14 protein-coding genes are annotated in these 22447 nt (G+C 67.3%); 8 read left to right on the top strand and 6 right to left on the bottom strand.

The window, feature by feature from the left end:
- Window positions 1–412: 412 nt before the first annotated feature.
- The 8 genes from ACIF80_RS33025 to ACIF80_RS32990 all read left to right on the top strand — a co-directional run bounded on the left by ACIF80_RS33025 (window position 413) and on the right by ACIF80_RS32990 (window position 13075).
- Window positions 413–988, top strand: a complete 576-nt coding sequence (locus tag ACIF80_RS33025) for a hypothetical protein (protein WP_399811472.1) — start codon at window positions 413–415, stop codon at window positions 986–988.
- A gap of 31 nt (window positions 989–1019) precedes the next feature.
- Window positions 1020–3668: a Helicase associated domain protein gene (locus tag ACIF80_RS33020; protein ID WP_399811469.1), complete on the top strand. Its 2649-nt coding sequence runs from the start codon at window positions 1020–1022 to the stop codon at window positions 3666–3668.
- A gap of 86 nt (window positions 3669–3754) precedes the next feature.
- Window positions 3755–4495 (top strand): TnsA-like heteromeric transposase endonuclease subunit, encoded by a 741-nt coding sequence (locus ACIF80_RS33015; protein ID WP_399811466.1) that lies wholly within the window; start codon window positions 3755–3757, stop codon window positions 4493–4495.
- Window positions 4492–6654, top strand: coding sequence for a transposase (locus tag ACIF80_RS33010; RefSeq protein ID WP_399811463.1), 2163 nt, complete (start codon window positions 4492–4494; stop codon window positions 6652–6654). Before ACIF80_RS33015 ends, ACIF80_RS33010 begins: the two co-directional genes overlap by 4 nt.
- Window positions 6648–7706, top strand: a complete 1059-nt coding sequence (locus tag ACIF80_RS33005; RefSeq protein WP_399811460.1) for a TniB family NTP-binding protein — start codon at window positions 6648–6650, stop codon at window positions 7704–7706. The genes ACIF80_RS33010 and ACIF80_RS33005 overlap by 7 nt, the downstream gene beginning before the upstream one ends.
- 16 nt (window positions 7707–7722) lie before the next feature.
- Entirely contained in the window at window positions 7723–11181 is a 3459-nt protein-coding gene (locus tag ACIF80_RS33000; RefSeq protein ID WP_399811458.1) for a Helicase associated domain protein, read from the top strand.
- A gap of 111 nt (window positions 11182–11292) precedes the next feature.
- Window positions 11293–11829, top strand: a complete 537-nt coding sequence (locus ACIF80_RS32995) for a hypothetical protein (RefSeq protein ID WP_399811455.1) — start codon at window positions 11293–11295, stop codon at window positions 11827–11829.
- A 118-nt stretch (window positions 11830–11947) separates the two neighbouring features.
- A complete protein-coding gene (locus ACIF80_RS32990) occupies window positions 11948–13075 on the top strand; it encodes an AAA family ATPase (protein ID WP_399811452.1) in 1128 nt (375 codons plus the stop codon).
- A gap of 150 nt (window positions 13076–13225) precedes the next feature.
- Here the strand turns inward: ACIF80_RS32990 and ACIF80_RS32985 are convergent, their stop codons facing one another.
- The 6 genes from ACIF80_RS32985 to ACIF80_RS32960 form a co-directional block, all read right to left on the bottom strand.
- Window positions 13226–13408 carry a hypothetical protein gene (locus ACIF80_RS32985; protein ID WP_355096296.1) on the bottom strand — a complete coding sequence of 61 codons (183 nt, stop codon included), beginning with the start codon at window positions 13406–13408 and terminating at the stop codon, window positions 13226–13228.
- 1591 nt (window positions 13409–14999) lie between these two features.
- Window positions 15000–15467 carry a DNA phosphorothioation-associated protein 4 gene (locus ACIF80_RS32980; protein ID WP_399811449.1) on the bottom strand — a complete coding sequence of 156 codons (468 nt, stop codon included), beginning with the start codon at window positions 15465–15467 and terminating at the stop codon, window positions 15000–15002.
- On the bottom strand, window positions 15467–17524 hold the full coding sequence (locus tag ACIF80_RS32975) for an AAA family ATPase (RefSeq protein ID WP_399811447.1): 2058 nt from the start codon (window positions 17522–17524) through the stop codon (window positions 15467–15469). The genes ACIF80_RS32980 and ACIF80_RS32975 overlap by 1 nt, the downstream gene beginning before the upstream one ends.
- The gene (locus tag ACIF80_RS32970) at window positions 17521–17757 is read right to left on the bottom strand and encodes a hypothetical protein (RefSeq protein WP_399811445.1); all 237 of its coding nucleotides are present in this window, start codon (window positions 17755–17757) and stop codon (window positions 17521–17523) included. The genes ACIF80_RS32975 and ACIF80_RS32970 overlap by 4 nt, the downstream gene beginning before the upstream one ends.
- Window positions 17754–19904 (bottom strand): DEAD/DEAH box helicase family protein, encoded by a 2151-nt coding sequence (locus ACIF80_RS32965; protein WP_399811443.1) that lies wholly within the window; start codon window positions 19902–19904, stop codon window positions 17754–17756. Before ACIF80_RS32965 ends, ACIF80_RS32970 begins: the two co-directional genes overlap by 4 nt.
- The gene (locus ACIF80_RS32960) at window positions 19904–21727 is read right to left on the bottom strand and encodes a hypothetical protein (RefSeq protein WP_399811441.1); all 1824 of its coding nucleotides are present in this window, start codon (window positions 21725–21727) and stop codon (window positions 19904–19906) included. Before ACIF80_RS32960 ends, ACIF80_RS32965 begins: the two co-directional genes overlap by 1 nt.
- Window positions 21728–22447: the final 720 nt, after the last annotated feature.

Below are 22447 nucleotides of genomic sequence, written 5' to 3'. Positions count from 1 at the left end.
CCCGCGGAGCGGGTACCACATCGCTGCGCGATGTGCAAGCGAACCCCCGTGCTGCGCACGGGGGTTGCGCTCCCGCTCTGCGGGAGCGCTGGCGGGTGGCTGCGCCACCCGCACAACCCCGATGCTACGCATCGGGGTTGACGCTCTGTCCGCTGCGCTCCCGGAGCGGCGGGACTTCGTCCCGCTACCGGGCTTCCGCTTCGCTGCAGCCCGGGCCGGCGGGTCCGCTGCGCTCCCCCGCCTGACGGTCCTTCCGGCTTCGCCTCCAGGACCGTTGGGGCCCGCTTCGCGGGCCGGGCTGGCTGCGAGAGTGGGGGGTTGCTCGTTCGTTTCAGGTTCTGGTGTACATGGTGCATCAGATTGATGCACCATGTACTGTTGGCGGAAACACGGGACATCCCCCAACCATCCGATGCGGGTCCAGGTGCCCGCGCTTCCGGAAAAGGGAAAACGCATGTGGAGTGCTCAGGACGTGGCGCGGGATCAGGTCCGGCGTCAGGCGAATGGCCTGGACGTCGCCGCCGTTGCGGAAAAGGTCGCGGAGGCCGCTGTCCGTGAGCGGGAAACCGCGGAGCAGTTGAGGGGAAACGGTTCCTTCTACGAGTTCGAGATGGACCGGGAGCGGTTGGCTGCCATCTGGCTGGCCCAGCACGCTGAGTGGCGGCGCGTCAGGGACTTGATGACTGCAGTCGGTTGGAGCGTGTACGAGCCGGAACAGGATGCTCAGGGCTCGGTGTGGGCTCGCGGGCGTGAGGAACGGTTTGCTGGTGCTCTTGCGGCACAGGCCGCCTTCGGGGCACGGCAGGGGGAGGAAGCGGATGAACTGCGGGTGGAGGTCTGGCTGTCCGCCGCGCCCGGTCGGCTGATCCGGGCGGTGGCCTACCGGGCGGGGCTGCGCCCCGCTCAGGTCCTGACCCAGCTTGCCGAGCGGATCGTCGTGGGCGAGGACGGCACGGTGTCCATCCCGCCCTTCACGCCGTCCCTGTGATTTCCGAAGCGAGCGAAGGAGAAGTGTGGGAATGCTGGGTATTCAGCTTCGGGAACACCAGGTGGCCCAGAAAGCGAGTTTCCGTAAGTGGGTGGGATTCCCTGCAAGATCATCCGTACCGTCGGAGGGGGCGCGGGGCACGATCGTGTCCGCGACCGGATCGGGCAAGACGATCACCGCCGCCGCGTGCGCGCTGGAGTGCTTCTCGGGCGGCCGGATCCTGGTGACCGTGCCGACCCTGGACCTGCTCGCGCAGACCGCCCAGGCGTGGCGGCTGGTGGGGCACCGGGCGCCGATGGTGGCGGTGTGCTCACTGGAGAGCGATGCGGTGCTGACCGAGCTGGGGGTGCGCACCACCACGAACCCGATTCAGCTCGCGCTGTGGGCGGGGTCGGGGCCGGTGGTCGTGTTCGCTACGTACGCCTCCCTGGTGGACCGCGAGGACATCGACGCACCCGAGGGCCAGCTGAAGGTTCGCGGGCCGCTGGAGGCCGCTATGGCGGGCGGGGAGCGCCTGTACGGGCAGAAAATGAGCGGTTTCGACCTCGCCATCGTGGACGAGGCCCACTCAACCGCAGGTGATCTTGGCAGGCCGTGGGCGGCGATCCACGACAACGCCCGGATCCCGGCGGACTTCCGGCTGTACCTGACCGCGACCCCGCGCATCCTCGCGGCGCCCCGGCCGCAGAAGGGCATCGGCGGGAAGGAGTTGGAGCTCGCGTCGATGGGCCAGGACTCCCAGACCTACGGGCCGTGGCTGGCCGAGCTCGGGCTGAGCGAGGCGGTCGAGCGGGGCATCCTTGCCGGATTCGAGATCGACGTCCTGGAGATCCGCGACCCCTCACCGGTCCTCGGGGAATCGGAGGAAGCGCAGCGAGGCCGGCGCCTCGCCCTGCTGCAGACCGCACTGTTGGAGCACGCCGCGGCGTACAACCTGCGCACGGTCATGACCTTCCACCAGAAGGTGGAGGAAGCCGCCGCGTTCGCGGAAAAGCTGCCGGAGACGGCCGCGGAGCTGTACGCCAGTGACGCCTCCGACGACGACCTGGCGGCCGCGGATCGGCTCCCCGCCTCGTCGATCGACGCGGGCTTCTACGAGCTGGAGGCCGGCCGCCACGTACCCCCGGACCGGGTGTGGTCGGCCTGGCTGTGCGGCGACCACCTCGTCACCGAGCGGCGCGAAGTGATCCGGCAGTTCGCCAATGGGATCGACGCGGCCGGCCGGCGGGTGCACCGGGCGTTCCTGGCGAGCGTTCGCGTGCTCGGGGAAGGCGTCGACATCACCGGCGAACGGGGCGTGGAAGCCGTCTGCTTCGCCGACACCCGCACCTCCCAGGTCGAGATCGTGCAGAACATCGGCCGGGCCCTGCGGCTCAACCGCGACGGCACCACGAAGATCGCCCGGATCATCGTGCCCGTCTTCCTGGAGCCCGGCGAGGACCCGACCGACATGGTCGCCTCCGCCTCGTATGCGGGACTGGTCGCTGTGCTCCAAGGCCTGCGCTCACACGATGAACGACTCGTGGAGCAGCTCGCTTCCCGCGCCCTCACCAGCGGGCAGCGCAAGGTGCACATTCGGCGCGATGAGGACGGGCGGATCATCGGCGCCGGCGGCGAGGACCAGGAGGACGACGGCAGCGATGCCGCTGCCGGGTCGGCGCTACTGCACTTCTCCAGCCCGCGCGACGCGGCCACCATCGCCGCGTTCCTGCGCACCCGGGTCTACCGGCCCGAGTCCCTGGTGTGGCTCGAGGGCTACCAGGCCCTCATCCGCTGGCGGGCCGAGAACGGCATCACCGGCCTGCACGCCGTGCCCTATGACGTGGAGGTCGAGGTGGGGGTGACGAAGGATTTTCCGCTGGGGCGGTGGGTGCACCAGCAGCGCAAGGCCCTGCGGGCGGGTGAGCTGGAGGAGCGGCGCAAGGAGCTGCTCGACGCCCCGGAGGCCGGCATGGTCTGGGAGCCCGGCGAAGAGGCCTGGGAGGCCAAGCTCGCCGCGCTGCGCTCGTACCGGCGCGCCACCGGGCACCTCGCACCCCGCCAGGACGCCGTCTGGGGCGGGGGCGAGGCGATGGTGCCGGTCGGGCAGCACATGGCCAATCTCCGCCGGAAGGGCGGCTTCGGGAAGGACCCGGAGCGGGCGGCGGAGCGTGCCAAGCAGCTGACGGTGATCGACCCGGACTGGGACTGCCCGTGGCCACTTCACTGGCAGCGACAGTACCGAGTGCTCGCGGACCTGGTCGACGCCGACGGCAGCCTGCCCGACATCGCACCCGGCGTGCTGATGGACGGTGACGACCTGGGGAAGTGGCTGGAGCGGCAGAAGCAGCCGGGCACCTGGGCGCAGCTGTCCACCGAGCAGCAGGAGCGGCTGTCCCGGCTGGGCGTGCAGCCCGCCCAGGCGCCGTCTGGCGCCCCGGCGGCCGGGCGCGCAAAGGGTCTGAGTAAGGCGCAGCAGGCGTTCCAGCGCGGCCTGGCCGCCCTCGCGCAGTGGGTCGAGCGGGAAGGCGCCGACCGGCCGGTCCCGCGCGGCCACAGCGAACAGATCACGGCCGACGGCGAGAGGGAACCGGTGGCCGTCAAGCTGGGCGTATGGCTCTCCAACACCAAGCAGCGGCGCGACAGGCTCACCCCCGAGCAGCGCGCCGCACTCGCCGAACTGGGCATCGAATGGGCGTGACGAAGCAGGTCGCCATGTGGCCATTACCTGATGGGATGCTCGTCGGTTGATGGTGTGCGCTGCAGCAAGATTCTTCGGCGCACCTGGTGGTCGCTGATCCCGGTCCGTACAGCGCCCATTTTCTGGATCCGTACGGCGGAAAGCAGCGGATCCCGTGGGGCGAGGCCGCTCACGTGGTGCGCCTGGAGGACTGCGGTCCGGTTCATCCGTTTCCCCTGCGGCCTGGTCGGCGTTTCGCGCCGGGCTGGTGGTGGTCGGCAACCACCGGGCGGCTGGTGCACTACGGGTCGGGCGTCATGCGTACCCAGGTGATGCTGCTGGACCACGATCCTTCGGTCACGGCGGTGGCATGCCGCCCCGTAGAGCTGTCCTGGCGGGAGTCCGACGGGACCTGGGTATCACATGCGCCGCATCTGATGGCACGGCTCAACGACGGCAGGGGTCTGCTACTCGACTGTGCTGGGCGAGGGGAGATCTCTCCCCGGCTCGCACACCGCGCTGACGTCATGGCAGCGGCGACACGTGCGGTGGGATGGCAGTACAGGGTCGCCTCGCCTCCCGAACCGGTTGTGGCTGCCAACCTGGGCTGGCTGTCGGGATATCGGCACCCTCGCTACGGGGACACCGCTCTCATGGAGGAGGCGGTGCGGGCCTTCGCCCGCCCCCGGCCCTTGATCGAAGGAGCACGTGAGCTCGGAGACACCATCAAGGTTCTCCCGGCCCTCTTCCACGCCTTATGGACCGGGGCGCTGTCAGCCCCGCTAAGCGAGCCCTTGCATGAACGGGTGACCGTGACAGCAGGCCAGGACGAGCGGAGGCCTGCGTGACGGCGGCAGTGCTTGAGGTGGGGAGCCAGGTGCGGTTCGAGCACCGTTTTTGGACGGTGGTGATGCTCGAAGGAGCGCGTGCCCGGTTGGTCGACTCGGACAGCTCCACGGTGACGGTGCTGGTGAACTATCTGTTCGCGACCCCTGACTTCGAGGTCGTAGGAGCGCCCCGCCGCCAGGTGCCTCCGTTCGGGCTCTTGGAGGAACTGCCTGTGCAGGCACGCGAGCGTGCGGAGGCATGGGAGCGGCACGTGCGTGAGGTGGAGACCGGCCTTCCGGTGCCGGGGCAGGGCGGTGTGCCGCGGGCGGCGTTCGATCCGGCGCAGTGGACTGTGGCGGAACGGGAGGAGGCCAAGGCGGCGGAGTTGACCGCGGCGGGGCAGCCGACGAGTGCGGTGACTGTGCGGCGGATGCGGGCCCGTTACCGCGAGAAGGGCCTGTGGGGGCTGGTCGACCAGCGAGCGGCCCGTCGGCGTTCTGTGGTGGGACGGGCCGATGAGCGTGTGGTCGCTGCGATCACTCAGGTGCTGGAGGCGCAGCAGGGGCGGTCGAGTGGCACGCTGAGCCGGCTGCGACGCATGGTCGGGTGGGTTCTGGAGGAAACCCATGGTCCGGGCGTGGTGGAGGTGCCGCCGGTGACGACGTTCAACCGGCTGGTGCACGCGCTCGCCGACGGCCACGGGCTGTTGGGGTTGGCGGCGCAGCAGCGGAGGCGCACGTCGCGGCCGGCGCCTCCGTTCACCCCGACCGTGGCGCTGCGGCCGGGTGAGCTGGTGATGCTGGACAGCACGCCGCTGGATGTGCTGGTGGTGCTCGCCGACGGGGTGACGGGGCGGGTTGAGCTGTCGATTGCGTTGGACGTGGCAACGCGCAGTATCTGTGCTGCGGTGGTGCGGCCGATGGGCACAAGATCGGTGGATGCGGCGGTGCTGCTGGCGCAGATGGTCACTCCTATGCGGATGCGCGCCGGGTGGGAGACGGCGCTGGCGATGTCCCGGTCGGTCATCCCCTATGAGCGGCTGGTGTCGTTGGATGCGCGGCTGGAAAGGGCAGCGGCCCGGCCGGTGATCATGCCGGAGACGGTGGTGGTCGACCAGGGCGCGGTGTTCGTCTCCGGTTCCTTCGTTGCCGCGTGCGAGAGCCTGGGGGTCTCCGTTCAGCCGGCGCCGCCGGCCAACGGCCCGGCCAAGGGCCATGTCGAGCGGACGTTCCGCACCATCGGGGACCGGTTCTCCCAGTACGTGGCCGGCTACAGCGGCTCGGATGTCACCCAGCGCGGCACGCGCGTTAAGGACGAGGCGTGCTGGACGCTCGCGCAGGTACAGGACCTGCTGGATGAGTGGCTCGTCGCCGACTGGCAGCACCGCCCGCACGCATCGTTGCGGCATCCGCTGGCGCCGAAGCTCGCCCTGTCGCCGAACGAGATGTGGGGCGCGCTCGTGGGAGTCACCGGCTATGTCCCGGTGCCGCTGAGCGCGGACGACTACATCGAGCTCATGCCCATCAAGCGGGTGGCCATCAACGACTACGGCATCCGCTTCGACTACCGCACCTACGACCACAAGGTCCTCAACCCATACCGCGGGTACGGGTCAGCCGCGCCGGACGGCAGATGGGAGGTGCACCACAACCCCTACGACCCCCATCAGATCTGGGTGCGGCTGCCCACCGGATGGGAAGAAGTGCCGTGGATCCACCGCGGCTGTGTCAGCCTGCCCTTCACCGACTTCACCTGGCAGCACATCCGTGCTGCAGTCGAGCGCCGCGGCGACCGGGTCGAGCACGAGCGGCAGCTCGCCCAGGCCCTGGACCGCCTCCTGCGGCGCGCGAGCAACGGCGCCGGAACTCCCCGCGAGCAGACGGTGGCGGCGCGCGCCAGCGCCGCAGCGTCCCTGGCCCGACCGGCCGTGCCGCAGGCGGTCCCGGACCCTGTGGCGGCTCCGACCCTCTCCTACGGCCTGGTGGGCGCTTTCACCTCGCTGGAAGAAGAGGATCAGCAAGGGGAGACGGGGTTCGAGGACGGCTGGGACGAGGACGACGACCTGCCCGGCCCCGCAGACACCGACGAGCCTGCCGGACACGAACGGCCGGACTCCCCCGCTCAGGTTCCGCGTCCCTCTCGGATCTATGACGCCCACCAGGAAGCAGCACAGTGGTGACAGACACCTCTGCCGACAGCACCCTTCACGAGGGAGCGAGGGCCGCGGCGTACGCGCCGCCGACCACGCGGGACGGCTGGCAGCAGTTCGTCGCCGCTCCCCCGCTGCAGCCTCATCCGGCCGCGGACGAGGACTGGTCGCTGCAGGAACGGCTGGACTACCACTCCCGGTTCGTGGTGCTGACCACCCCGGCCATGGAACGCATCTCCCTGTCGCTGCGGCGTCTGATGCTCCTCAACCGCTGCCAGCAGGGCACCGCACGCCGCGGCCTGATCGTCTCCGGACCGCCCACCACCGGCAAGACCACCACCCTGCTGGAAATGGGCCGCACCTTCGAACTGGCTGAGCAGCGCCGGCACCCCGGCCGCACGGACCGCATGCCCGTGGTCTTCCTGGCCGTGCCACCGGCCTCCACACCCAAGATGCTGGTCAGCGAATTCGCTCGGTTCCTCGGCATCCCCATCGCGGCCCGCATGAACCAGGCACAGATCACCGACGCGGTCTGCCACCTGCTGTGCCTCCTGGAGACGAAGCTGGTCCTCGTGGACGACGTCCACCTGCTCGACACCCGCACTCGGTCCGGCGCGGAGACGTCCGACCAGATGAAACACCTCGGCGAGCGCATCCCCGCCACCTTCGTCTACGCCGGTGTCGACGTCGAAGCCTCTCCCCTGCTGACCGGGCCGCGCGGCGCCCAGCTCGCCGGTCGCTTCACCCTGATCCGCAACACCGCGCTGCCCTGCGCCACCGCAGAGCAACGCGAGATCTGGCGCGCTCTGGTCACCGACATGGAAGAAGCCCTGCGCCTGCGCCATCACACCCCGCACACCCTGGCGCGGCACGCCGACTACCTCCACCAGCGCACCGGTGGCGTCATGGGCAGCCTCTCCCACCTCATCCGCGAAGCGGCCCTGACCGCCCTGCTCGACGGCAGCGAGAAGATCACCAAGAAGCTCCTGGCCGGCATTCAGCTCGACATCCGGGCCGAGCAGCAAGCCCGCCCGCCCCGAAAACGCCTCCCGCGCCCGTGCAGCCACGGCGCGGGATCCTGACAAGGTCAAAGCGGCGGTGACGAAGGCCACCAGCGGGCAGCAGGCGCAGCCACCACAGCGTGAGCAGCCCGAACTCTCCGGGCACAGAGGGGGTTTGGGCGCGGTGCGGGTAGCGCCGCTGCACGGAGAGACGACGCTGTCGTACATGAGCCGAGTCGCCTCCCGCTACCGGCTCACGGCCAAAGAACTTATCGGCGCACTCGTGGACGTGGGACGGCGTCCCAACCTCTTCACCGTGCGACCCGACGGCGAAGTCGTCTTCAACACCGAGGCCCGGGCCATGGTCGCCGCCTTCTGTCGCATGCCCGAAGAACACCTGCGCCGTGCCCTGCCGGCCTGGGACCGGGAGGTCCCCTCGAGCAGGCTGGGAAGCGGGCCGGCCGCCTGGGTCCGCACCGCAGCTACGATCCCGCCGACCGGCCCCGGCTGCCGGGCCTGTACCGCGAGGGCCACACAGGGCGGGGAAGAAGCACGCCGCTACCTCCTGCCGCACGCACGGGTATGCGCCAAACACCAGTGCTGGATGCTGGAAACACCCGTCGCCGACGAAGCGACGGCCGGCACTGGGCAGCTGGACGTGCGGTATGTGCCGCAGGTAGCAGCGGCCCAGCGCCGTCTTGCACGGCTGCTGCGGCGCAGCCCGCACGCCGGCGAAGCGTTCGCTGTGGCCCAGGTGGTTACGGCGTCGTGGTGGGACGAGGCCTGGCCGGAAGAGACCATCTGGTCCGACCGGCTGCGGCTGATGACTCATGGCAACGGCCTCGCATGGCGCGTAGCGGCTCGGGATGCGGTGACCTATGCGGAAGCCGTCACGCTGGCCGCGGCCTTGGCCGATGCGGGTGTGCAGCAGCAGCTGCTCGACGAGGCGGGCCGCCATCAACCGCACTCGCTCGCCGATGTCCCCCGCCTCGTCGACGAACTGGCCCGGCGTCTTGAGCGGCCGTGGATCGCCGGTCGCCTCACTGTGGCCACGACAGGACCACTGAACGCCTGGGTGCGTGCCTGCGTCCGCAGCCAAGCCGGGCACAAACCGAAGACGCGGAGCATGTGGCACATCTCCCCGCCGCACCGGCCTGCCCCGGTCTCCCAGCTCCTGGCGGAAATCAGTGACCGGGGCGAGACACCCGTGCAGCCCGAGCCTGCGTCGCTCCCAGACAGCGCCGAAGACGCTGCCCGGGGGTTCGCACGTGGGCTGCGCCATGCCCGTGCCTACGCCGCCGAGCACGGCCACCTGTGCGCGCCCAACACGGTGCGGACGGAAGGCTTCGCCATCGGCCTGTGGCTCGCCAACCAGCGCGCCGCGGGACCCGAGCTCGCTCCCGAACGCGCCGCCGCCCTCGACGCCCTCGACTCGTGGTGGAACCCGCCCTGGAACCTGTGGTGGCAGCGCATCTACCACCGCGCCAAGGCACTGGTGCAGGCCGGGCAGCCGCTCACGCCCGAACACGGGTTCCCCGGCACCACGGAAAATCTCGGCACCTGGCTCTACGAGCAGTGCACCACCTACAGCAGCCTCCACCCCGGACAGCAGCGCCTCCTCGCCGGCCTCGGCATCACACCGGAACGCGCCCGCGCCGCCCTGCCCCGGCGCCGGGATCTCAAGGCAGCCCGGCGCACCGCCCTGGACCACGCCCGCGCCTACGCCGCCGAGCACGGCCACCTGTGCGCCCCCACTTCCGCACGCCAGGACGGCTTCTCAATTGGCAAATGGCTGCACAACCAGCGGGTGCGCGCCAGGCGCGGCCAACTCGACCCCGCGCTGAACCAGGCGCTGATCGACCTCGACTCCGGCTGGAACCCGCCCTGGCCCACCGATTGGCAACGCGAGCACCACCACGCCCGCGCCGCCGTCGCTGCGGGCAGCCCCCTCGACCCCGAAGCCGGGTTCCGGAACTTCGCCGACCGTACCGGGCAGTGGTTGTACGCCCAGTGCGTCAACTACACGCAGCTTCAGCCCGGCCAGCAGCAGCTCCTGGCCCGCCTCGGCCTCACCGAACCCGCCGCGGGCAACGCCGTGCCCGCCCCGGCCACCCGGCATCCCGCCATGGAAACAGGGCTGCACTACGCCCGGGACTGGGCAGCCCAGCACAGCGCCCTCGACCTCCCCCGCACCGCCCGCCACTTAGGTTTTCCCCTCGGCCGCTGGCTCGCCAGACAACGACACCAGGCCAACCTCCACCACGGCCTCTTCGACACCCCCTGGCCGCACGAAGAAGCCCTCGCCCGCATCGACCCGTACTGGAACCCGCCCTGGGGCATGAAATGGCAACGCCGCTACCAGGCCGCCCGCACACAGCTCACCCCCGGCCAAAACCTCGCCCCCCAGGAGGGCTTCCCCGGCACACCGGACTGGACCGGGCAGTGGCTATACAGCCAGTGCACCGTCTACGACGACCTCCACCCCCGCCAGCAGCAACTCCTCGCCGACCTCGGCCTGACCGCCGAAGGCGCCCGCACCGCCCGGCCCCGCCGCAAAACCCAAGCCGCCTCCTTCGCCGCCGGCCTCACCCACGCCCGCGCCTGGGCCCAGGAACACGGCAACCTCGCCGTCCCCGAACCCGCCCGCCACGACGGCTACCACCTCGGCACCTGGCTGCGCACCCAACGCGGCCGAGCCAGCCGCGGAAAACTGCCCACCGACCGCATCAAAGCCCTGGAAGCAATCGATCCTCACTGGAACCCGGCGGGAGGACTGCGCTGGCAGCAGGCCTACCTCACCGCCCGCACCCACACCACCGGCCGCCCCCTGGCCACCACGGCCGACCTCGACGCGCTCCCATCGGCGACAGCGAAATGGCTGTTCACCCAGTGCTCCGGCTACGACAGCCTCCACCCCGAGCAGCAACAGCAGCTCGCCGAGACCGGCCTCACCAGCGAACGCGCCCACGCGCTGGCACCACCACCGAAACCTCCCCAACCAGCCCGCCCAGCCCGCCCGCGGCTGAAGAACCCGCCCTCCGCCTTCGCGGCCGGTCTGCCCTACGCCCAAGCCTGGACCGTCCAACACGGACACCTCACCTCAGCCGACTACCGCACCGAGCACGACGGTTTTCCCCTGGGATGGTGGCTGTATAAACAACGCCGAGCCGCCCACGCCCACGTGAAACGCACCGGCCGGCCCTGGCCCCACAACGCGCAACTGGCCGTGCTCGACCCGTGGTGGAACCCGCCCTGGCGAGCCACCTGGAACCACAGCTGGCACCAAGCCCACGCCCACTACATGGCCGCCCAACCCTTCCCCAACCAGACCACCAAGTGGATCCGCACCCAGCAACGAGCCTGGGAACAGCTCCACCCCCACCAGCAGCACCTGATGACCACCCTCGGCATCCACGGCCCCGCACCCCTGTGCCGCTACAACAGCCACCCACCGAACCTGACCGGTCAGCCAAACAAACTGACCAACCGCCACACCACCAGCCCGGAGCCGCAAAACCCACAGCTCACACACCCGCCCAGCCCCAGCCCGCAATAAACGCCGACCACCCCGCCGGCCCCCAACCGACCGCCAGCCCCAACCAGCCAACTGATCAACCCAGTTCAACGCCCCCGATGCCGATCAGAACGAACGAACCGCGACACCTGGGTGACCTGTGATTTCCGGCTCCGGCACCTGCTCACCGACCCGTGGACCGCGGACATGTGGCAGGAGCACGCCGAGCAGCACCGCGCGGCAGGCGGAAGCGAGCAGGACGAGGAAGCGATCGCCCTGTCCCTGGCGCAGCGCAACCGGCGACGGCGCAGTCGCAGGCCGCCGCCGAAGCGCACAGGAGCCGAACCGCCCTTTCAGGGATTGGAGTTGGAGACCGAACAGCCGTCCCAGGACCCCTACGCGGGTCTGGAGGAGTTCGACTTGTCGACGCTGCGGCCCTACCGGGCGCTGCCCATCTCTCCTCTGGCTCCTTTGTCCGTACCCGCCCCGCCGGCGCTGCCCGCAGGTGCAGCCGACGCGGACCGGCCCTCAGACAGCGGGCAGGCTCCGCATCCGCTGGCAGCGCTGTTCCCCGGCGACGGCAGCCCGCAGGACGTCGGCACGAGCGGAACACCGGCAGAGGTCGTCGATGCGGAACTCCTCGACGACCTCGATCCGGACGGGGACGAGGACGACGTATGGGAGATGTAGGCGGCCGGGAGCAGGGGCCGTGAACGACGCAGACGCACGCTGGCCGGGGGCGGACACGTTCCCCGGCTTGGAGCCGGTCTGCCGGTGTGGGTCAGGACCGTGATGAGAGGGAAGCGTGATGAAGGCATCCGTAGAACTACGCGACAGGCGTGAGGCCCGTCTGCGTCAGCAGCTGAAGGACACCCCGATGCGGCCGCTGCCGCTGTTCCAGCTCACCGGCTGGACCCACTTCGTCGACGAGGAGGTGGAGCCGCCCGTCCTGGCGGCGGGCAGCAGTCCCACTGAGGACAGGAAGACCGACGAACAAGCCATCGCCTACCACCGGCATCTGCGGATGGTGCCCACCGACGCAATGACCCACATGCAGGAGATGGTCGTCGAGGCGGTCCACCGCAACAGCGGGAGCCGTGAGGGCCTGATGGACCATGTCATCGACGGGCCCGCGGGCACCGGCAAGACTTGTCTGCTGCGGGCGGTTGGACGCACCGCCCAGCAGGAGATCGAGGTCGCCACGAACGGCAGGCGGCCCAACACGATCCCGGTGGTGCACATCACCACTCCCGCAGACCCGGAGTTGCGGGTGAACTGGGTCTGGGAGATCGGCTCCTACCTGGGTCTTAACCCCGAGCCGAAGAGCCTCGCGGAAGTGCTGGAAATGCGCAGGCACCAGGACGTGACCCTGCCGGTCAACTACGTCCTGGAGACGGCGCAGACCCGTCTGCTGCTCATCGACGACATTAACCGGGCTTCGTCGCAGCAGCTGGCGAACGTACTGCCCTACTTCGACTACCTGCGCGACAAGCTGGGCATCTCGCTCATCTTCTGCGGCACCGGCGCCAGCCACCTCCTGCATCAGGCCCGCATCCTGGCCCGGGACCTGACCCGGGTCAGCGAGGAGAACCGGGTCCGGCTTCAACAGGCAGACCGCCCACCGGCGCCCGTCTCCCCCTCACCCACCGCGCTGCTGCCGGTGACCTGGCTGCACCCGCTGCCCCTGGGCACCAAGACCAAGGAACAGGAGATGTTCCGGCGCGTACTGGCGAGCTTCGAAGCCGGCCTGAGCCTGTACCGGCTGGAGGAAAACGCCCTGAGCCAGCACGCCGTCGAACTGCACCGGCGCACCGGCGGCTACTTCAAAACCCTGGCCTACGTCGTCTCCACCGCCGCCGTCATCGCGATCCGCAGCGGCAGCGAGAACATCACGATGAAAGAGATCGACGCCGCAACAGCCCCGCTCGGCACCTGAAACAAACCGCAGGCCCTCAGCGGGCAGCCGGGCCGCGCTCACTCCGGTGGCTGCTGGGTGACCAGAGCCCGCCCAGCAGGGGCCTCGAGCTTGCTCCCAACAGCACGCGGCCTGGCGAGAGTCCTCGCTGTGGACTGCCTTCCTCGATCGTCACCGGGCGCCGGCGGCGATGATGGCGCTGACTGCAGCGATAAGGATCGCTGCAGCGGCCAGGGCGACCGTCACCGGCTGGGTGAGCACCGGTCTGCGGTGGACGACGTAAGCCAGTGCGCCGACGACCAGCAGGCTGACCAAGGTCAGCAACAGGCCAACCAGCATAACAAGCGTAAGCATCGGAGTCTTCCTTCTTGCGAAAGGCCTGGTAAGGCGAATTGGATGTGGTGGGTGCGGGCTCGCCCGGGCAAGTGGTGTCCGGCAAACGGGTGTGCGGGGACTTCCCGCTGCGACCGATGGCTCTGTCTGCCACACCCCGAACGCACAACCAAGCCCTGACGACATCGGACATCCGTGAAGACTTACCTCGACGAAACGGGGTGCGGCAGGGGGTAGAAGTTAGGGCGACATGGGAAGCGGGATCCAACTGCGCTGCCGGTGGACCCTGCTGATGGTTACTCACATCGGTCAGTACTCCCCGCAAGGGTCTGCCGCGCCATCGCTCTTCACGCCCTCACAGAAGAGGTGTACTGCCGCGGGGCGTTCGCTTCAGGTATCGGTAGAGAGCGGTGGCGTCACGGATGGGGCGGTGCGCGCAGCGTAAGACTCAAGGAAAGCTACTCCTCACACGAAAAACGGTACGTTCATGCGCCGCAGGCAGCATGCATTGAGCTGCTTCCACCGTGTCACATGCTTTCGGTGAGGCGTCGGCAACGGTCACCAACGGTACCGGTAATCTGACGTTGGAACAGCCGTTTCGGCGTCGCCAAAAAAGGTTCTGAAAACGACAGACAATCTTCCGCATAGAAAATTAGAAACGTGCACCTGTCGGGAGCGCGCCCGCATTTCAAAATTCCAAAATCGGGCGAATGGCATCAATTCGAGCAAGGAGGCGGCGTGCCCACAGGCGCAACGAAGGAGATTCCTTGAGGAGCTTGCTTCGACAGCGCGGGAGATGGCATCATCGTCATGTGCTCGCGCGCGTTACGCGCGCGCGTGGAGTTATGGGTTTCATGCTTCGAACTCACGTGCCCCACTTCAATTTTGCGGTGCCCGCGGTGCAGCGCAGTGCGTGCTGCGTGGCGTTCGCACCGTATGCGACCTCCATCTTATGTAAACGGTTGGGTGAAGGCTGCCGCGCCTCTCGCTGTCCTGTCGGTGCGGCGCATCTGATGCGGGACGGAAGTGGCAACTCGACGGGGAAGCGCGCGGGATGACGACATCGTGAGGCTCGTACGTATGCGGGTTTGCCACCTCGAGTCCTCCTGTTTGGGCAGGTTGCCTGTACAGTCGGTCACCCTTCAAGCTGCACTGAGGCTGCTCTGAGAAGGCGGCACCCACGAAGGCGATCCTGCGTCCTGCCACGTTGATACGTTGCCCCAGGAGCGCAGCGCTCGCATACAACTCCCCGCTGCGCTTGCCCCACCTCACAAGCTGCGTATTCATAGGGGCGCCGTAACCGCAGTGCCGTCGCCCGCGTTCGCAAGGATCAGGCGCAGCGGACAGCAATCGGGGAGGGTACACCGGAAAGCGCATCAAGTAGGTCGAGTAATCAGGTGGGCCAGGTTTAACATTCTTCCGTTGCCGGGAACCGAGGAAAGTCGCATTCAACATTCTCATGCCGTTCCGGCAATACCCCAAAACTTATGAGATCATATGTGGCGCTTTCCCGAGCAGCGGAAAAAGCGTAGGCCCGCGCCGGGAATTTCTGCTTTCCTTTCAGCGCGGACCTGCGGAGATCACTGCCCGTTCGTTCTCTCTTTGCGTTTCTTTACCAGTCAAGGTCGGCTGACGACATAATCGCACCTACCTCGTCGTCTTCTTCGGCTGGCGCGGTGAGGGCGTCCATGACGAGGTTGCCGATGAGGACGTCCAGGTCGCGTGTGGCAGCGGTGTTGAGCTCGCCTCGAATGTAGCTGAGTCCACCGTTGGCGTATTCCTCGAAAATGCGCACTCGGTCATCAAGGCGATCGTCGGCGAGGATTTTTGGGTCTTGTTGGACTTCGACGGCTGCGAGCATGTCGATCAAGACATCTCCATAGACGCGGCCCTCCATGAGGGCGAGTCTGATGGATTCACCTGACTTGTCGAATTCTTCCCGCCGGTTTTTTCGCTGGCCAAGGGCCGCGGCGAACATGAGGGCCTCGACCAGGGTACGGAAGGGGCCGTCTTTACCCGACAGTTCGTTGAGGAGGTCCTCGTGCTGCGCTGGCCTGCGGAAACGGTCGACGGTAGCCATCAGACGGTCACCTTCTCCAAGATGGTGTGCTCGAAGTCCCCGTGGGAAACGTAGGCAACAGCGCGGTTGTTGATCTCTATGGTCTCCTCCTGCGCCTGCTTGTTGGGGGTGATGGAACGCAGTACGTACATGCTGCTTGCTGATGTCTGGAGGTTCTCCATGACCTTGCCGCGGGCTTGCGACTGGGACAGGAGGGTGACGATCTGCGAGGTGAGTTCGGGCAGGGCTCGGGAGATCTCTTCCTGGTAGGTGAGGTCGAGGCTGCCGAAGGGGGCGTCCATGACGACGGGGTAGATACTGCCGCCGCCGGCAAGCGCGTCGTCGGTGCCGGTTCGGCGATCGCGGAGGTTCTTGGCGAGTTCGGAGACGGCTCCGACGAAGGAGAGGCCCAGGATCTGGTTTTCACCGGTGGAGCGGATAGCGACGCCAGCGGGTGATTTGAGGTGAAGTTCGAAGGAGTCGTCGATCTCTGGAACGTAAGACTTGATGAAGATGCGGGAGAATACCTCTTTGATCTTGCGGTCCAGCTCCTCGCGGACCTCTTCGGTCTTCAAAACCAGGACTTCAGTGAACGCCTTCGCTACTTCCTCGACCAGGTTGACCTGCCGCTGGACTCTGCGGGATTTCTCGTTCGCGCCCTCGGCGTGCTTGAACAGGCGCTTGGTGGCGTCGATCTGCCTGTCGAGCTCGGCGAACTCGTCCTTGCGTTGCTGGTGTTCGATGAGTGCCCGGGTCTTCTTTTCCAGGTACTCCTTGCGACGCTGCTCCAGACGCTGGACGTCTTGGAGGTCGACGCCTTCCAGCTGTCGGTCGACATCGCTGCGTTCGGCGTTGAGACGGTTGATGGCTTCGTTGACGGCCAGGGTGTCCTGGGCGTTTTGCTTCAGGTCGTCGAGGAGAGCTTGGCGTTCGTCACCTAGGTTGCGCATCTGTCCGTCGACGTAGACCCAGCGAGCCTCGACGTCGGCCAGGCCGGCGTTGTAGCGGCGCCGTTCGAGTTCCTCATAAGACGGTGTGTGGGGCTCAAGGGGACGCCCGCACATGCACTGGCCGTCTTCGAGGAGGCCGTCGATGAAGCTGCGCTGGATGCCTGCGGGCAGCTCTCGACGCTGGCGCATACCCTCGGCCAGCTTCATGACCGTCTCGTCGTTTCCTTGGGTGAAGGCGATGAAGCCGCTCTTGGACAGTCGCTCCCGTTTGCGGGCTTTGAGCTCTGCCAGCTTGTCCTGCTCAGCTTCGATCTGACGGGTCAGACGGGTGCGCTGTACCTGTAGGGGGGCGGCTTGGCTGTTGGCGCGTAGCTGTCGCTCGGCTTCGTCTACCTCGCGTTGGTAGCTACTGGCGTCCTTGGAAAGCTTCAGTGCTGCCGCATCGACGACGGCTTGTTGCTGCTCAAGGCGCTCGATGGTGTCGGTCAGTTCACTGAGCCTGCTGTCGCTCTTCTTGTCGATCTCGCGGGCCAGCTTCTTGGACGCTTCGGGGAGATGCTTGTTGATGGCGCGCTCGATCGATTCCAAGTTGAGAAGGGTCTTGATGGCACGTTTGACTTCATCGTTATTTTCTTCGCCGGTGAACATCTTCTCCATGCGTTCACCGTTGAAGAAGAAGAAGCGGCGCAGTCCCTCGGGGAGGATTTTCTCGATGCGGTCCTGCCCGTTGGGGACGCTCTTGGTTTCGCCGTCTGGTGAGGTCTCGAACACGGTGAGCTGCGGGGTGACGGGCGTCTGGTCGTCGGTTTTCTTCGTGACGGTGACGTCGCGGGTGACCGTGAAGTGGGTGCCTTCGTGCTCGAAGTCGAGCTTCACCGAGCCGCTGACCGGCTCTCCGAAGCCTGCGTCAGCCCAGGCTTGGTCGTGGATGACGCGGTGCTGTTGCTCCACGTCGTCGGAGAAGGCGCCATACAAGGCCCAGGTGAAGGCGTTGAGCAGGGTGGTTTTGCCGGCGCCATTGTTGCCGAAGATCAAGATGGCGGGCTTGTTGTCTTCGGTGGACAGGTCCATGGCCTGCTCTCCGTAGAAAGCACGGAAGTTGTTGAGGGTCAGTCTGCGCAGTTTCACTTGACCAGTCCCTTGACGGCCTCGACGATGCCGGGCACAACCTGCGTCGGGTTGTTGATGTGCAGGTATTCGTTTTCCAACTGCGTCACGATTTGGGCAAGTTGGCGTGCCTCGGGTGACAGTTCACTCAACACGTCGCGGGCGGTGCGCCGCGGGGCAGGCGGGTTGGGACCTGTGGTCAATTCGACTCCAACAGCAAGGATGGGAAAAGACGGCTGCGTGTGGCTGATCATGTGTCAAACAGACCGTAGCGCTTGCGGAGTGGGCGCAGGAGGTCGAGGGTGTCGGCTTCGTTGTCGGCGAGACGGGCGAACTCTTCGACACGGGCCAGCTCTCCGCGCAGCATGCGGCGTTCTGTTTCGTGTTGCAGGGCGCTGGCACCGCTGGGGGGTACGACGATGAAGTCGATGATGTCGGCGGTGTCTTTGCCGTCGGCTTTGCGCAGGACGCGGCCGCGTCGTTGGATGAATTGGCGGGGGTTGGAGGAGCTGGCCAGGAGGTAGGCGATGCGGGCAGCGGGGACGTCGACACCTTCGTCAAGGCAACGCATGGAGACCACTGCCTGCAGGTCATCTCCTGCACTGAAGCGGCGCAGGACTGTTTGCCGGTCGGCGCGTTTGGTCTCGGAGATGTAGCGGGCCGCGGGCATGTGCAGGTCGGTGCCGACCATGGTCATGACCTGGTCGAGCTGGGTGGGCTCGTCAAGATCGTGTTCGTGAGAGAGGGGATGGCGGCCTTCGGCACAGTAGATCAACTGGTGGGATTGATCGCGTCGCTGCTCGAGTTCCTTATGGAGGGCTGGCAGTTTGGCTCGCGCGTGGCCGAGGATGTTGGCGCGTTTGCGTAGCAGAGCGCCTAGTGGGCTGTCGTCGTCCAGGGTGTCGGCGCCATGTTGGGCTGCCATCAGCTTAGCGATCTTGGTGGTGACGGTGACGTAGAGGTCGGCTTCTTCTTCGTCCAGTTCCACCAGGATGGGCCGGTAGGTGTAGCGGCACAGGGCCCCGCGTTGGATGGCTTCGCCCATGCCCAGCTCGAAGACGACGTCGCCGAAATAGTCGGTGAGTGCTTCGGTGCCGGCGTCGTCGAACCAGCGCTCGGGGGTGGCGGACAGGCCGAGCCGGTACTGGGCTTTCTCTGGGAGTCGGGTGCGCAGGCGGGTGGCTCCGAGATTGTGTGCCTCGTCTGCGATGAGCAGGAGCTGTCCGGTGTAGTCGGCGAGCAAACGTTGAAAGGGGGGATCGCCGAAGGTCTTGTTGGTGGTTACGATGACGCCCGCGCGGGCGACGCCTAGGGCGAGGGCGTGCTGAAGGTCGCTGGCACGTTGGTACCAGGCGCTGGTGGATTCATAGGCGCGCAGGGGGGTTATACCGAACCGTGCGATGTCGCCTGCCCACTGGTCGACCAGGTGCTGGTAGGGGACGACGATCACGGTGAGGAGCGTTTTGTTCTGCTTGTGGAGCATGCCGGTGAGCTGCGCGGCGGCGGCCAGGGCGGTGAGGGTTTTGCCGGTTCCTGTGGCCATGCGAAACAGGCCACGTCCGCGGTGAGCAAACCAGTTTTGTACGGCCGTCTTCTGGTAGTCGCGGACGAAGAGGTCGGAGGGGATGGCCAGCATGCCGTTGGTGTCGTTGCGCGGTGGGTGGACGGCCACTGGTGCCCCGTCCAAGGGAAGGTCGTCGAGGTCGGTGCGCATTGCGGTGTCACGGGCAGCTTGTTCCACGATCTGTTTGGCGGCGTCGGTGAAGGGCAGGACGCGCAGCAGGGTGGTGCGGTTGTGCCAGAGATCGTCAAAGTCCTCGCTTATGCGCAGCGCGCGGTCGGCGTCGCGGGGATCCCAGCTACGGAATACCTCGATCGATTCGAAGTTGCCAACCAGCCCGGAGCGCGTTTCGTTGGCACTGCCCTTGAACGCGACGAGATCTTTGCCGTCGCGGAAGATGCCGATCTTCTCGTGGTACATGCCTACCCGGTTGTTGCTGAAGATGTAGGCGAGTTTGAATTCCACGCGGCCTTCGGCGACGAGGCGGCCGAGTTTGCCGAGGCCGCGCGCGGCGTGCGGCTCTTCGATGGCGTGGGTCAGGTCGCGCAGGGCCGCCCGCTCCAGGACGGCGCGCAGGGCGTAGCCGGCTTCGATGTCGGTGATGTCCTGCTGCTCGAGGCAGGGGGAGGCGACGATGCGCATGGTGCCGTCGCGGTCGGTGAAGTCGTCGAGTCCCTGTCCGAAGAGGGCGAGGCTGGAGGAGGTGAAGTAGCCGACTGCCCGGTCGTAGTGGGTGGCGGTGCGCAGGGCCGGCAGGTAGAAGTCGTGGACGATGTGGCCGCGGTCGCTGCGGTATTCCGGGCCGAGGTCGGTGTCCCGCAGTCGGGTGGTGGGGTCCATCAGATCAGTCCCATGCCCTTGATCAGGTCGTCCGCGGTGGGCGCGTCGTCGTCGGCAGGTTCGGTGTCGGTGTCGGGGGTGCGGGTGTGTTCAGCTTCGACGTCGGCCAAGCGGCGGACCACTCCCCCTCGTGCGGTGAAGGGTGGGGAGGACATGACCTGGCGCAGACTGGCTTCTTTGACGCCGAAGTCTCTGAGGAGTCGGCGGATGACCTCCTCTGCGTCGATGGCGCCGCCGTGGGTGTCGATGAGGTCACCGACGAGTTCCTTCATCGGTTTGTACACGGGCAGCTCCCACTCGGTGAGGGCCCACTGGTCCTTCGCGCTGCGCTGGAAGCGCGGGTCGGCATCCAATCTCTGCTTGAGGTAGGCGAGTTGCATGCTGAGACGGGTGCATTCCTTGAGTTCGGCGGTGGACAACGGTCGGTCGGCATCCGTGAGTGCTTGCACCACGGTGTCGAGCTGACGGGTGAGCCGTGCCGAGGGGGCAGAGGCTGGGTGGGGGTTGGGCTCCTCGGGCGGAAGCAGGGCCAGGGCCCACCTGTCGTGCCCTGCCGTGATGATGTGCGGATCGTTTCGCAGAATGTCACGCAGCGTTTTCAGGCGGACCCGCCGCTGCAGGAGTGCGGCGATTTCACCTGCTGGCAGGGGGGTGCGCACCTGCAGGAGGACTTCGCGGATGTCGTGGCGCAGGGAGCGCAGCCACTGGGCCCGTGCGTCGTTGGTGCCGGAGGGCGTCGAGTCGCATGCGGATGCGGCACCGTCCAGGCGGTCGCTGGGGTGTGTGGCAGCCAGATGCTGCAGATCGCCGGCGAGCCTTTCGAGCCATGTGAGCCGTTCCTGCGCGTCTGGTGCGCTGTGGTGCCGTGCTGCTGCGTGTGCTGCCGGCGTGGGGCGCGTGGGCAGGTGTGCCGTGCGGGAGGTGCCGGCGCCGAGTGCCCATGTGCCGGGGGGGGTGGTGGTGACGGCGTCACGCACGCACCGTGCGAGTTGCCCGAGTTCCCCCTGTAGTTGATCAGCACGAGCCAGTACGTCACTCAGTGTCCTGTTGGTGTCGGGGGTGGGGCTTTCATGGAGCAGTGTCGAGATCCGCAACAGAGCATGCGGGAGCGATCGGTGGGAGTACGGTGTCTCGTTTTCTATGTGGTGGACACCATCGCGCTGATCAGGGTCTGTGGTGGATGCGTCAGTGTGGGGCGTTATCGAAACTAACCCGCCGCCGGCGGTGGAGTGGCAGGTGAGTCCGCAGTAGGTCAGCCAGTGTTGCAGCTGTGGTTCGTCCTGCGGAGCGGGGACAAGGGCTTCGTCCAGACGGCGCCGGGCGGTGCCAAGGCTCATCGTCTCCTGCGGTTCGAGCTGTAGGGCACCAAGCGTTGCTGCAGCACAGGCGCTGAGGTCGCCGTCGAACAGCCAAGTGTCCTGGAGGGCATCGGGCCATCTCAATCCGAGGAGGATCTGGAGCGTGGTGATGCCGTGCTGGTCGCTGACGGTGACCGCAAGCCAGGGGTGGCGTCTGACCACGTCCCGCCATTGCGCGGGAATCTGCAGTTCCTTGTTAATCGCCGTCACTGCGCTCAGCGCCGCCGCGTCCGTGTCCAGCGCGTCGTCCAGCGATGCGGGGAGCTGGTTGCGGCGGCGCCGTAGGTCCTGGCGGGGTATGGCGTGGTCGTGGGCCAGGGCGGTGAGAGGTATTGGGTCCTTGGTGCAGACATGGCGCAGCACAAGGTCTTGTGCGCGGTGGTCGAGGTGATCGAACCAGGCTCGCAGGGCAGCAACAGCAGGGTGGTTGGATGAGCTGGTGGGCTCGCTCCAGTAGATCTTCATGCGCTGGTCACCGTGCCCCTGTCCCCCGTGACGCAGGGCGCGGCTGCGTCGCCCTGCCTCTGCCCCGTCACCAGCGTCGGCCATCTGCGTGCTGGTCCCGTAAGGGCTGGCCATGCATTCGTGCATCGCCCATCGAGGCTGCGTGCTGCCATGTGCGCCGTTCTCTCGGTCCGTGCTGTCCAGCGGTAACGTGCAGGCTTCGCCTGCTACGTGATGTGCGAAGGCTATCCGGCACCACTGAACGCATCCCGTAACGGGCATACCCGTTGCGGGGACCTGTCGTGCTGACGTACATCCCCCTGTCATATCAGACCGTCGTCAGCTTCCGAGGTTGTACGGATGGCAGAAGATCTTCCATGAGATAGCCGGGGGCCGGGATCGGTACACCGGGGCGGCTGGTGGCGTGGTCGGTAAGCAACGCCACGAGCCTCTTCCTCATTGCGGCGTGGCAGCCGACCTGTGGGGCTGTGAGCAGACAAGCGTCAGGCGGCGACCGGACTATAGGCGGGGCGATGGATCACGTGGGCTGCTTCGGAGCGCGTCATCGTGCCTGGGCGGGACTCGCCGACGGGCGGGCCGCCCCAGGACATCTGGCGGGCGTTTTCTCTTCCCGACAGCCCGCGCAGGGCAGGAACAGGGCACGAGTGCCGGTGGGGAACGTTTGACCGGCCGGTATGGCGGAGTCGGTCTGTTGCCGGCGCGAAAGCGGTTGAGCTGCCA

Origin of the sequence: Streptomyces sp. NPDC085927, from assembly GCF_044540975.1 — a bacterium.
Taxonomy (GTDB): Bacteria; Actinomycetota; Actinomycetes; order Streptomycetales; family Streptomycetaceae; genus Streptomyces; species Streptomyces hirsutus.
This window is presented reverse-complemented; position numbering and strand designations above follow the sequence as displayed.